The organism is Streptomyces sp. NPDC002463 (assembly GCF_042889835.1).
Classification (GTDB): Bacteria; Actinomycetota; Actinomycetes; order Streptomycetales; family Streptomycetaceae; genus Streptomyces; species Streptomyces nymphaeiformis.
The window spans coordinates 302,187-314,567 of record NZ_JBIARL010000005.1; the positions used below are offsets into that span (position 1 = coordinate 302,187).

11 protein-coding genes are annotated in these 12,381 nt (G+C 74.2%); 4 read left to right on the forward strand and 7 right to left on the reverse strand.

The genetic code is table 11. From position 1 onward, the window contains the following. Positions 1–58 precede the first annotated feature (58 nt). From ACFYX3_RS13565 to ACFYX3_RS13575, 3 genes are read left to right on the forward strand one after another with little or no spacing between them, the layout of a single operon-like run. Complete coding sequence (locus ACFYX3_RS13565; RefSeq protein ID WP_389012187.1) at positions 59–2,086, forward strand: WxL protein peptidoglycan domain-containing protein; 2,028 nt, start codon at positions 59–61, stop codon at positions 2,084–2,086. 25 nt (positions 2,087–2,111) lie between these two features. Then, a complete protein-coding gene (locus ACFYX3_RS13570; protein ID WP_382662695.1) occupies positions 2,112–2,999 on the forward strand; it encodes a class E sortase in 888 nt (295 codons plus the stop codon). An 8-nt stretch (positions 3,000–3,007) separates the two neighbouring features. Next, entirely contained in the window at positions 3,008–3,784 is a 777-nt protein-coding gene (locus ACFYX3_RS13575) for a phosphate ABC transporter ATP-binding protein (protein WP_389012191.1), read from the forward strand. 59 nt (positions 3,785–3,843) lie between these two features. Here ACFYX3_RS13575 and ACFYX3_RS13580 read toward each other — a convergent pair whose 3' ends face one another. After that, positions 3,844–5,895, reverse strand: coding sequence for a phosphocholine-specific phospholipase C (locus tag ACFYX3_RS13580; protein ID WP_389012194.1), 2,052 nt, complete (start codon positions 5,893–5,895; stop codon positions 3,844–3,846). 248 nt (positions 5,896–6,143) lie between these two features. Beyond that, positions 6,144–6,560, reverse strand: a complete 417-nt coding sequence (locus ACFYX3_RS13585) for an organic hydroperoxide resistance protein (RefSeq protein WP_116161149.1) — start codon at positions 6,558–6,560, stop codon at positions 6,144–6,146. Between the two features lie 112 nt (positions 6,561–6,672). Here ACFYX3_RS13585 and ACFYX3_RS13590 point away from each other — a divergent pair, with 112 nt between their 5' ends. After that, positions 6,673–7,164, forward strand: a complete 492-nt coding sequence (locus ACFYX3_RS13590; RefSeq protein ID WP_389012197.1) for a MarR family winged helix-turn-helix transcriptional regulator — start codon at positions 6,673–6,675, stop codon at positions 7,162–7,164. 38 nt (positions 7,165–7,202) lie between these two features. On the opposite strand, the gene ACFYX3_RS13595 is transcribed toward ACFYX3_RS13590, so the two are convergent. The 5 genes from ACFYX3_RS13595 to ACFYX3_RS13615 form a co-directional block, all read right to left on the reverse strand. Next, positions 7,203–8,417 carry a beta-ketoacyl-[acyl-carrier-protein] synthase family protein gene (locus tag ACFYX3_RS13595; RefSeq protein ID WP_389012200.1) on the reverse strand — a complete coding sequence of 405 codons (1,215 nt, stop codon included), beginning with the start codon at positions 8,415–8,417 and terminating at the stop codon, positions 7,203–7,205. Beyond that, positions 8,417–8,647, reverse strand: coding sequence for an acyl carrier protein (locus ACFYX3_RS13600; protein ID WP_359516943.1), 231 nt, complete (start codon positions 8,645–8,647; stop codon positions 8,417–8,419). Before ACFYX3_RS13600 ends, ACFYX3_RS13595 begins: the two co-directional genes overlap by 1 nt. Positions 8,648–8,662: 15 nt before the next feature. Further along, on the reverse strand, positions 8,663–10,261 hold the full coding sequence (locus ACFYX3_RS13605) for a prenyltransferase/squalene oxidase repeat-containing protein (RefSeq protein WP_389012204.1): 1,599 nt from the start codon (positions 10,259–10,261) through the stop codon (positions 8,663–8,665). A gap of 229 nt (positions 10,262–10,490) precedes the next feature. Further along, positions 10,491–11,039: an NUDIX domain-containing protein gene (locus ACFYX3_RS13610; RefSeq protein ID WP_389012207.1), complete on the reverse strand. Its 549-nt coding sequence runs from the start codon at positions 11,037–11,039 to the stop codon at positions 10,491–10,493. After that, positions 11,036–12,334, reverse strand: coding sequence for a cytochrome P450 (locus tag ACFYX3_RS13615; protein ID WP_389012210.1), 1,299 nt, complete (start codon positions 12,332–12,334; stop codon positions 11,036–11,038). Before ACFYX3_RS13615 ends, ACFYX3_RS13610 begins: the two co-directional genes overlap by 4 nt. Between the last annotated feature and the right edge of the window lie 47 nt (positions 12,335–12,381).

Below are 12,381 nucleotides of genomic sequence, written 5' to 3' on the forward strand. Positions count from 1 at the left end.
GCTCCGGGGCGGAACCGCGCCGCGGTTCCGCCCCGCCCCTGACCTCTGGAGACCCGTCATGACCGCACCCCGCCCCGCCCGCCGCACCGGCGCGCTCGGCCTGCTGCTCCTCCTGCTCCTGGCCTTCCTGCCGAGCACGGCCACGGCCGCCCCCGCCGAGGACGGGAAGAACGACAGGAAGGCCGTCTTCGGCGTCCAGCCCTCCGGCCCCGGGAAGCCCGACCAGCGGCCCCACTTCTCGTACGGGGTCACCGGCGGCGCCGCGATGCGCGACCAGATCGCCCTGTGGAACTACGGCACCCGGCCGCTGACCCTCGACGTCTACGCGAGCGACGCCGTCAACACCGTCGACGGCGGCTTCGACCTGCTCCCCGCCGGCACGAAGCCGACCGACGCCGGAAGCTGGATCAGGCTCGCCAGGAACAAGGTGACCGTGCCGCCCAAGGGCCGGGTCATCGTCCCCTTCACCCTCGCCGTGCCGAAGAACGTCACCCCCGGCGACCACACCGGAGGCATCGTCGCCTCGCTCTCCGGCACCGGCAAGGACGCCAAGGGCAACCGGGTCCGGCTCGACCAGCGCGTCGGCGCCCGCGTCTACCTGCGGGTGGCGGGCGCGCTCCGCCCGGAGCTGACCGTGGACGACGTCACCGCCGAGTACCACGGCAGCCCCAACCCCCTCGCCGCCGGCTCGGCCACGGTCACGTACACCGTCCGCAACACCGGGAACGTGCGGCTCGGCGCCCGCCAGGCCGTCCGCGTCAACGGCCTCTTCGGCTCCTCGGTCATCGCCTCCGGCGTCCGCGACCTCGGTGAACTGCTGCCCGGCAGCGCCCTGACCGTCACCGCCGAGGCCGAGGGCATCGCGCCGCTGTTCCACGCCTCCGCCGTCGTCTCCGTCCAGCCCGTGCAGACCCGGGACGGCGTCGACCCCCGGCTCCCCTCGCTGACGCGCTCGGTGCCGCTGTGGACGGTCCCGTGGACGGCGCTCGGCCTGCTCGTCCTGCTCGCCGCGGGCGTCTTCTGGCGCGTGCGCTCGCGGCGGAACCGGCGCGGGCCGAAGGCCGCGGCCCCGAAGACGTCCACCGAGAAGCCCGAGAACCCCGAGAACCCCGAACTCCCCGACAAGGAGCTCATCGTGCAGTTCAGTCGTCTCACCCGGCGGACCGCGGCCGGCGTGGCGGTCGCCGCGACGACGGCCCTCGCCGGCGTCGGCATCCTCACCGTGCCGGCCGCCACGGCCGCCCCGCTGGGCACCGCCCGCATCACCCCGGGAGAGGGTGCCGACGACACCAGCATCGCCCTCACCACCTCCGGGGCCTGCCCGGCGCCCGCCACCCACGTGCTCGTGAAGGTGACCGGCAAGGGCTTCCCCGCCGACGGCAAGAACGTGGTCGGCAACGCCCCCCTCAGCACCTACGGGCAGGACCCGACCGGCACCGGCTTCATCGTGCCGCTGACCATGACCATGCGGGACTACGCCAACGAGGCCGGCTTCACCACCCTCGAAGGCCGGTACGACCTGACGGTGATCTGCCGGAAGGCCTTCGGCACCGAGACGTACGGGGACTTCACCGGCTCCCTCTGGTTCACCTCGCCCACCGTCTACCAGGACACCGACCCGGACGGCACGAACCCGACCGGCACCCCGACGAGCACGGCGACCCCCACCGGCACGACCCCCACCCCCACCGACATGGCCACGGCCACCCCGAGCGACACGGCCACCGCCTCGCCGACCGACACCGCCTCGCCCTCGGCGACCACGAGCCCGACCGCGACCGACACCGCGTCGGCGCCCGCGACCGGCGGCGACACCGTCGGCGTCTCCACCAGCATCCGGCCCACCACCGCCTCCCCCTCGGCCACCGGCACCGGCTCCTCCGACGCGGGCGGCACGGACGGCTCCGGCTCCGGTGACGCCTCGGGCTCGGGCGGGACCGGCGGCGGCCACGGAGGCGGCGGTCTGGCCCACACCGGCGCCGACCCCCTGCTGCTCGGGCTGCTCGCCGCAGCCCTGGTGGCCGCCGGCACCTTCGCCGTCCGGTGGGCCCGTCGCCGCGGACTGATCACCTTCGGCACCCACTGAACCCCCGACGTACGGAGCACACCCGATGACAGCCACCCTCACCCCGGTGGACGTGCGCCCCGCCCCGGCCGGTCCCGCACCCCGCTCCAGCCGGCTGTGGACGGTCGGCGGCACCCTGGCGATCCTGGGCGCGCTGCTCCTCGGATTCGTCGCCGAGGTCGGACCGCTCGGCGACCTCCGCCAGGAGCGGGACCGCCGCGTCGGCTACGCCGATCTGCGCGCCTCGCTTGCCGAGGCCACCGCGCCGATCGGCCCGTCCACCGAACCGGGCACCCCCGTCGCCCTGCTGAAGATCCCTCAGCTCGGCGTGAAGGAGGTGATCCGGGAGGGCAGCTCCGCGGAGGTGCTGGCCTCGGGGCCCGGACACCGCCGTGACACGGTGCTGCCCGGACAGGCCGGGAACAGCATCGTCATGGGCCGCCGGGCGGGGTACGGGGGGCCGTTCCGGCACCTCGACACCCTCCAGCCCGGCGAGTCGATCAAGGTCGTCACCGGCCAGGGCGAGCACACGTACCGGGTGATGGGGGTCCGCAGGGCGGGCGACCCCAAGCCGCCGGCCATCCAGGCCGGGCAGGGCCGGCTCACGCTGATGACCGCGACCGGATCCCCGTACCGCCCGGACGGGGTCCTCCAGGTCGACGCCGAGCTGATCTCCCCGCCCCAGCCGGGAGCCGTCCCCGCCTTCCGCTTCGGCCACGTCCCGGACGACGAACTCCCGCTCGCCGGCCAGGCCTCGGCCTGGCTCCCGCTGGTGCTGTGGGCGCAGGCCCTGCTCCTCGCGGCGGCGCTGCTGGTCTGGGCGCGGACGCGGGTGCCCCGCGCACACGTCTGGCTCGTCGGCTTCCCCGTGCTCGTCGCGCTCGGCCTCACGGCCGGCGACCGGGCGGCGCTCCTCCTTCCCAACCTCCTGTAAGGACAGTCGTGGCTTCCCATCTGGACGCACGTTCCCTCTCCGCCTGGTTCGGCTCCCGAAAGGTCCTCAACCGGGTCTCGCTGACCATGCCCGCCGGCCGGGTCACCGCGCTCATCGGGCCCTCCGGCTGCGGCAAGTCGACCTTCCTGCGCATCCTCAACCGGATGCACGAGCTGATCCCGGGCGCCGAACTCGCGGGCGAGGTGCTCCTGGACGGCGAGGACATCTACGCGCGCGGGCGCCGGCTCACCGAGGCCCGCCGGGACATCGGCATGGTCTTCCAGAAGCCGAATCCGTTCCCGGCGATGTCCGTGTACGACAACGTGACGGCGGGCCTGAAGCTGACCGGCGTCCGGGCCTCGGCCGCCGACCGGGACGTCCTCGTGGAGGAGTGCCTGACCCGGGCCGGCCTGTGGAAGGAGGTCCGCGACCGGCTGCGCCAGCCGGGCGGGGCGCTCTCGGGCGGTCAGCAGCAGCGCCTGTGCATCGCCCGCTCGCTGGCGGTCCGGCCGCGGATCCTGCTGATGGACGAGCCGTGCTCGGCGCTCGACCCCACGTCGACCCGGCGGATCGAGGAGACGATCCGCGAGCTCGCGGAGGAGGTCACCATCGTGATCGTCACCCACAACATGCAGCAGGCGGCCCGGGTCTCCGACCAGTGCGCCTTCTTCCTCGCGGAGCAGGCGACACCGGGCGTGATCGTCGAACACGGCCCCACGGACGCGATGTTCTCCAGCCCCCGGGACCAGCGCACCGCGGACTACGTGGAGGGCCGCTTCGGCTGAGCACCGGCGAAACGGCGGCGAGGGCCCGTACGCGTCGCGTACGGGCCCTCGCCGCCGACTCAGACGGTCAGGATGCCCGGGTCGGACTGGCTCGCGGCACCGGTCTCGACGTGTCCGGACAGGCGGCGGAGGAAGTCCGCGCTGACCGGGGAGGTGATGGTGACGTCGTACCAGTGGTGGGCGGCGGAGACGTCGACGCTGTGGGTCGTGGTGCCCTTCGGGACGGCGAGGGACACCGTGGTGCCGTAGGCGTTCGCGATGCTCACCGTCGTCGCCGCGCCCGTGTTGGCGAAGGTGAGGTCCAGGGTGCCGGCGGTCGCGTTGTGTCGGGCGGTGACCTCGGGGACGGCCGTCTTGCCGGGGGAGCGGAAGCGGCGGAGGAAGCCGTTGGGGCCGTGGACCGTGAGGTCGGTGACGCCCTTGGAGTACTTGGTGTTCCAGGTGTCCGCGATGGACTTGTTCGCCTCCGCCGTGTAGGTCCACGGGACGTCCGTGCGGTTCGCCGAGGTCACGTAGAACTGGGCGCCCGCCGTGGGGCCACCGCTGAACGTGAGGGTGTAGGTGCCCGCCGTGGTGTCGGCGGCGCCGTCCACGTACGGGGCGTACTTCAGCGGGCGGGTGGGCTTGGCGCCCGCTTCCTGGCGGGGCATCGCGCCGACGGCCGGGGCGGTGGCCATGAAGTCGGGGTGGCGGTTCTTGTCCGGCGGGTAGTAGCCGGCGGTCGAGGGCAGCGCGGCCGGCTGGGTCTGCGTCCGGGTGAAGTCGAACGCCGAGGTCAGGTCGCCGCAGACGGCCCGGCGCCACGGCGAGATGTTGGGCTCGCGCACCCCGAAGCGGCTCTCCATGAAGCGGATGACCGAGGTGTGGTCGAAGGTCTCGGAGCAGGTGTACCCGCCGGTGGACCAGGGGGAGACGACGATCATCGGGACGCGCGGGCCGAGGCCGTACGGGCCGGCCGCGTAGCCGATCTTGCCGTTGAACCAGTCCAGGGAGGTGGCGACCGTGGACTTGCCCCAGGAGGCGTCGCCCGGGACGAACGGCGGGACGACGTGGTCGAAGAAGCCGTCGTTCTCGTCGTACGTGATGAACAGGGCCGTCTTCGCCCACACGTCCGGGTTCGAGGTCAGCGCGTCCAGGACCTGCGCGATGTACCAGGCGCCGTAGTTGGCCGGCCAGTTGGCGTGCTCCGAGAAGGCCTCGGGGGCGGCGATCCAGGAGATCTGGGGGAGGGCGCCCGCCTGTACGTCGGCGCGGAGCTTGTCGAAGTAGCCCTCGCCCGCCTTGGCGTTCGTGCCCGTGCGGGCCTTGTCGTACAGCGGGTTGCCGGGCTGGGCGTTCCGGTAGTTGTTGAAGTACAGGAGGGAGTTGTCGCCGTAGTTGCCGCGGAAGGCGTCGTTGATCCAGCCCCAGGAGCCGCCCGCGTTCAGGCCGTCGCCGATGTCCTGGTAGATCTTCCACGAGACCCCCGCCGCCTGCAGGCGCTCCGGGTAGGTGGTCCAGCCGTAGCCCGCCTCGGCGTTGTTCAGGACGGGGCCGCCGCCCGTGCCGTCGTTGCCGACGTACCCGGTCCACATGTAGTAGCGGTTCGGGTCGGTCGCCCCGATGAACGAGCAGTGGTACGCGTCGCAGATCGTGAAGGCGTCGGCGAGCGCGTAGTGGAACGGGATGTCCTCACGGGTGAGGTGCGCCATCGTGGCCTTGGTCTTGGCCGGGATCCAGTTGTTGTACTTGCCCTTGTTCCACGCGCTCTGGCCGCCCTGCCAGTCGTGGTTCAGGCCCTGGAGGTACTCCATGCCCAGCTTGTCGCTGCTCGGCCGGAAGGGCAGCGTGGTGTTCCCGGAGTTGTCCTCCTGGTTCCAGACCGACTTCCCGCTGGGCAGGGTCACCGGGCGCGGGTCACCGAAGCCCCGTACGCCCTTCATCGCCCCGAAATAGTGGTCGAAGGAACGATTCTCCTGCATCAGGACGACGATGTGCTCGATGTCCTGGATCGTGCCGGTGGAACCCTGCGCCGGTATCGCGGCGGCGCGGGCGATGCTCTCCGAGAGCATCGTGAACGCGGCGGTACCGCCGGCCAGCTGAAGGAACCGGCGGCGATTGAGGTCGGCCATGGGGGAGTTGTCCTCCGGGATGCGTGCGAACGGTGGGGGTGCGGGTGCGCGCACGGCCGGACGGACCCGGCCGACGGGCGCCCCAAGGAGAGCGCCCGTGGACCACGGCCCGGCGGCCGTTCCATGACTGCCCGCTGTACGCCAAGCGAATCCCCCGTACCCGAACGTGAAAACTCACAACCAAACGCCCCCGGTAGGTCGTTGACCTCCGGGGGCGTGTGTGAATCAACAGAAAACCACGTGGCGAACTACTCGGCGACGAGCTCGACCTCGATGTTCCCGCGGGTGGCCTTCGAGTACGGGCAGAAGGCGTGCGTCTTCTTCAGCAGGGTGAGGCCCGCCTCGCCCTGGAGGTGGTCGGGGAACTCGGCGCGCATCACGACCGCGAGACCGAAGCCGCCGTCCGTCGCGTCCTTGCCGATGGAGACCTCGGCGGTGACGGAGACCTCGGAGATGTCGATCCGCTCCTGGCGGGCGATCACGCCCATGGCGCTGGCGAAACAGGCCGCGTACCCGGCGGCGAAGAGCTGTTCCGGGTTGGTGCCCTGACCGTTGCCGCCGAGCGCCTCGGGGTGGGCGAGGGGGAGGTCGAGGCGGCCGTCGGAGCTGACGGCGCGGCCCTCGCGGCCGTTGGCGGTGGCGACGGCGGTGTAGATCGCGTCCATGGGGTTCTTCCGTCCTGTCGTGGTGCTGGATGCGGTGGCTCTCCATTTGTAGCGCACGATTCAGTTGTGCACAACTCAATCGCGTGTGAAGGGTCTCGCGTATCCTGGAGTCATGGAGACGCTCGACACCGTCCCGGACGAGGAATTCCTCCGGCTCGACCACCAGATCTGCTTCTCGCTGCACGCGGCGACCCGCGCCTTCAACGGCGTCTACCGCGAGGCCCTCAAGGAGCTCGGGCTCACCTACCCCCAGTACCTCGTCATGCTCGTGCTCTGGGAGCACGGCGAGCTGCCCGTGAAGGGCATCGGCGAGCGCCTGCGGCTCGACTCCGGAACCCTGTCGCCGCTGCTCAAGCGCCTGGAGGCGGCCGGACACGTCGAGCGCCGCCGCAGCCCCGAGGACGAGCGGTCCGTCACGGTCCGCCTCACCGCCGGCGGGGCCGCCCTGCGAGAGACGGCCCGCGACGTGCCGCGCCGGATCGCCGCCGCGACGGGCCTTGGGGTCGGCGAGATCGTCGAGCTGAAGGAACGGCTCGACGCACTGGCCGCCCGGCTCGACGCCGTCGACCCGGACGACCTCGCGCCGTGCGCGACCGGGGCGTGACGGGCGGGACGTACGGGGCCCGCCGGCGCCCCCGGTCGCTACGGCGCCGTGATCACCAGCGCCGCGTTGTGTCCGCCGAAGCCCACCGACGTGGAGACCGCGGCCCTGAGCCGTGACCCCCGGGCCGTCGTGGGGACGTCCAGGTCGATGCCCTCGCCCGGTTCCGCGAAGTTCGCCGTCGGCGGCACCGTCTGCTCCGTCAGCGACAGCACCGTGAGCGCCGCCTCCACCGCCCCCGCCGCGCCCAGCAGGTGCCCGGTCACCCCCTTCGTCGACGTCACCGGCGGCCGGTGCGGGAGGAGCGCCGCGAGCACCGCCGCCTCCACGGCGTCACCGCGCGGCGTGCCCGTCCCGTGCGCGTTCACCAGGTCCACGTCGCCCGGCACGAGCCCCGCCTCCGCGAGCGCGCCCCGGACCGCCGCCGTCAGGCCCGAGCCGTCCGGCCGGGGCGCCACCACGTGGTGCGCGTCCGACGTCGCCCCGTAGCCGGTGATCAGCGCCCGGGGCCCTGCCCCGCGCGCGGCGGCGTCCGCCGGCCGCTCCAGGACCAGGAACCCCGCGCCCTCCGCCATCACGAAGCCGTCCCGGTCCCGGTCGAACGGCCGCAGCCCGCCCGCCGGGTCGTCGAACCGGTGGGACAGCGCCCGGAGCCGGTCGAAGCCCGCGATGTAGAACGGGCTCAGCGAGGCCTCGGCCCCGCCCGCCAGGACGATGTCGCAGCGGCCGAGGGCCAGCAGATCGAGCGCCACGCCGATCGCCGTGGCGCCCGCCGCGCACGCCGTGGCCACCGCCGTCGACGGCCCGCGGATCCCGAACTCGACGGCCAGCTGCCCCGCGACCGCGTTCGGCAGCGCGCCAGGCACCGCGAACGGCGACATGTCCCCGGGCCCGTCCGCCCGCAGCACCTCGCGCTGTGCCTCGAACGTCAGGACCCCGCCCGCCCCGGTCCCGGCGACCACACCGACCCGCGCCCCGTCCCACCCGGCGGGATCCAGGCCGGCGTCGGCGAGCGCCTCCCGCGCCGCGACCAGCGCGAGCAGCGCGCTGCGGTCGGGTCGCCGCGCGGTCACCGCCCTGCCGAGGTCCCCGGGGAGCCCGGGCGCCCGGCAGGCGAGACGGCGCAGGCCGTCCCGCTCCTCGAGGACGGCGGTGGCCTTCCCGGCCCGGACGGTCTCCCAGGTCGTCGCGGCGTCCGCCCCGGCGGGGGTGAAGAGACCGACGCCGGTGACGGCGGCCGCGTGGCCGTGGACCATCAGGCCACCCCCGCGTACCGGGCGACGAGCCCCTCGATCGCCGTGACGGTCGGCGCCGCGTACAGCTCCTCCTCCGGGACCGGGACCCCCCGTTCCCTGCGGAGCACGAGGGCGAGTTCGGTGAGCAGGAGGGAGTCGAGTCCGGCCTCCTCGCGGGTGGACTCCGGGGTGATGTCGTCCGGGTCGAGACCGAGCGACACGAGCAGGGTCTTCAGTTCGTCGAAGGTCATGGCGTTCCTCTGGGGTCAGCGCGTCGCGTACGCGCGCGCGTGGTTCAGGCCGAGCAGCACGCACACGTCCGTCAGGAGCGGCACGTGGTACGCGAGCGGCCGGGGCCCGGCCTGGTCGGGGCGGGAGACGAAGCCGCCGTCCGGCCGCTGCCGCTCGAGCAGGTGGCGTACCGCCCGCCCGGTCGCACCCCGGGCGGACGGCACGGTCGGTGTCCGGGCCACCGCGATCAGCGCGTACGCCGTACTGATCGGGTCGCTCGGATCGGACGGCACGTGGCCCCAGCCGCCGTCCGCGTTCTGTGTGTCGAGCAGCCGCTCCACCGCCCGCGCCCGGGCCCGGGCGACCTCGGTGCGGGCCGGGTGGCCGGGCGCCACGGCGAGGAAGGAGTCGTGGGCGAGGACCGTACGGAACAGGGCGTTGCTCTCGTTCAGGCTCCAGCTCCGCTCGAACGGCCCGGGGGCCTCCTGCCGGGCCACCGCGAACCGGGCGGCGGCCTCCATCGCGGCCCGGTGCGCGGGCTCGGGGGCGAGGGCGTTCACTGCGGCGGCCGTTATCGCCACCTCGGAGGCGGTGCCGCGCTCGAAGGTCGGGAAGCCGCCGTCCGTGCCCTGCCGGGCGAGCAGGTACCGCTCGCCGGCCGCCACCTCCGTGCCGAAGAGACTCGGCCCCGCCGCCCGCAGGAACTCCACGCAGTACGAGGTGTCGTCCACGTCGCTCTGCGCGACACCCCGGTCGAAGCCCCAGCCGCCGTCCGGGTTCCGGTGCTCCGTCAGGGCCGCCGCGAGGGCCCGCAGGGTGTGCGCGGGGGCACCCGCGCCGGCCAGGGCGAGCCCGCCGGTCGCCGTCGCGAAGACGTCCATGCCCGTGATGAACGGCAACCCGCCGTCCTCGCGCAGCCGGCCGCGCAGCTCCCGCGCCCGCGCCCGTACGGCCTCTGCGTACCGGGGGTGGAACCGCAGCGCCAGCAGGGCGAGGACGCGGGCGAGATGGTTGCCGTACGGGGGAGGGCCGGGCAGCGAGCAGGGTTCGAGCGCCCGCCAGTCCTCCTCCGCGACGAGCCCCGGCGCACCGGTACCGAAGGCGTACAGGACCTTGAGGGCGGCCATCTCCGTGATCAGCCAACGCTGTTGGCCGCGCGCCTCGAACAGGGCCTCGGGGGAGCGGACTTCGGGGAAGGAGTGGGCGCCCAGCTCGGCCAGGAGCGTCCGGAACATCAGCCGCTTGCGCCCGGCGGTGAAGTGGTCGAAGCCGCCGAGCAGCCGGGCGAGCGCGCCCCGCCCGTCCACGTACTCGCCGAGGGCCGCACGGGCCGCGGCCTCCTGCACGGGGTCGGGGGCGCCCTCGTCGACGGCGGTCTTCAGGCGGCGGGTGAGCCGCTCCTGGGCGTCCGGGTCCACGCCCGTCACCGTGAGCAGCCGCAGGGCCAGGGCGGACTCCAGGATCCGGCTGTCGCACGGGGCCCGGAGCAGCCCGTCGGGACCGGCGGCGGCCACCAGGCGGGTGGCGAGCCGGGCGCGGGCGCGGTCGAGCGGCCCGGTCCCCGGGAGGGGCGCCGGCCGGGGGCCGGGGACGGCGAGGGAGACGCCGGGTAAGGGCAGCGCGCAGTGCGTCATGGGGAAGGTGTCCTTCGGGATGTCGTACGAGAGGTGGGGCGAGGGGCGACGGCCGGCGGGGGAGGCGATGCCGCGCGGTCTTCGAGCCTCGGGGTGCTGTGCGGGGGATGGGCGGCGTGCGGTCTTCGAGCCTCGGGGTGCTGTGCGGGGGATGGGCGGCGTGCGGTCTTCGAGCCTCGGGGTGCTGTGCGGGGGACGGGCGCCGTGCGGGCTCCGCGCCCGGCGGCGGTCAGGCGGGGAACAGGCGCCGTACGGCCTCCGCGCCGGCCGGGACCAGCGGGGTGTAGCCGCCGGTCAGGACCGCGAGCGGCGCGACGAAGCCGCACCAGGCGATCTCCTGCGGATCCGGCCGGGGCGCGCGGTCCGCCACCCAGCGGTGGACCGTCAGGAAGCAGGCGCCGTGCGGATCGTCGACGCGGACCCGGTACGCCTCGGTCAGACCGGGCGCCCGCTCCCAGCCCAGCTCCTCCCGGAGCTCCCGGAGCGCGGCCGTGCGGTACTCCTCGCCGCTGCGGACCGCCCCGCCGAACAGGACGTCGTAGTGGCCCGGGTACGCCGGGGCCGAGGCGGTCCGCCGGTAGAGGAGGACCCGGCCGGCGCGGTCGGTGCAGACGGTCGCCGCGTACCGGCGCAGCAGCCCGGTGGGAGGCCCGGCGGACCGCCCGCCCTGGGCCACCACCCGGTCCCCGGGATCGACGTAGTCGACGCGCTCGGAGCCGTACCCCTCGGAACCACGGCCCACCGAGGAGGCGTGGTCCTCGGACGGCGTCGCGTTCACGTCCGCTCGCGCACGCGCGCGTGCAGCGGTCCCGCCGGGCGCAGGTTGACGCCGAACACGGCCTCGCTCGCCGGGCCGGTCGTCTCGACCGTGAACCGGCCGAGGAGCGCGCCGAGCAGCACCTCCATCTCCCGCATCGCGAACCGGGTGCCGAGGCAGGCGCGCGGACCGATGCCGAACGGGAGGTACGCGCCGGGCGGCAGGGGCGAACGGGCCGGGAAGCGGCCCGGGTCGAAGACCTCGGGCTCCGGCCAGACCTCCGGGTCGCGGTGGGTGAGGTAGGGGCAGACCAGGAGGTCCGTGCCGGCGGGGATCGCCCAGCCGTCCAGCGTCTGGTCGTCCGGGCTGTGCCGGGGCAGCAGCCAGCCCGTCGGGTAGAGCCGCAGCGTCTCGCAGAGCACCGCCTCGACGGCCGGGCCGTCCCCCGCCGCCCGTTCCATGACCTCCGGGTGTGCGTCGAGCAGGACGAACGCCCAGGTCAGCGTGCGGGCGCTGCTCTCGTACCCGGCGACGAGCAGGGTGACGAGCTCGTCGCGGATCAGCCGGTCCGTGTACGCCGGGTCGGTGCCGGCCGCGTCGAGGAGCCGGTCGAGGACGCTCGGGCCCGACGTGCGGGCCGGGCCGGGCCCGTGGCCTTCCGTACGGTGGCGGACCCGGGCGTCGGCGAGCGCGCGGAGCATCCGCTCGTCGAGCGCGGCGATCGCCGCCTCCACGGCGGGCGGCAGCGCGGCCGCACCGCCCACGTCGGCGGGGAGCGCGGCGACGATGTCCTGCACGGCCGCCAGGTCGACGTACGTCTCCTGGTCCAGGGGCCGGTCCGTGAGCGAGCGCCAGATCGTGTCGACGGTGAAGAACTGCACGTCCTCGGCGATGTCCGTCGGCTCGCCGAGGCGCGCCCGTTCCGCCCAGCGCTCGACGACGCGCGCCGCCGCCCCCTCGATGTGGTGCTCCCAGCGCTGGATGCCCCGGCCCGTGAACATCGCCTGGAGCAGCTTCCGCTGGGACCGCCAGGCCTCGCCCGTGGCGGTCAGCATCCCGTCGCCGAGGAGGGGTCTCGCCCGGTGCGACCGCTTCACGTAACGCTCGCCGCCGACGCCGAGCACCTGGTGCACGTGCCGGGGCTCCGCGACCAGGACCGCCGCCCTGCCGCCCCGGCGGAAACCGGTCAGCCGGCCCGGCGTGTGCGCCTGGCGGAGGAGGTCGACGAGGGGTGCTCCGGAGGCGGTCCAGGCCGCCACGGCGTCGTCTTCGAGGAAGTCGGGGGGCACGCCATCCGTCACGCATTGCGATTGCATGATGACGTATCGTAGCGCTCTGTGCGATCTTCAGATCCAGTCCGATC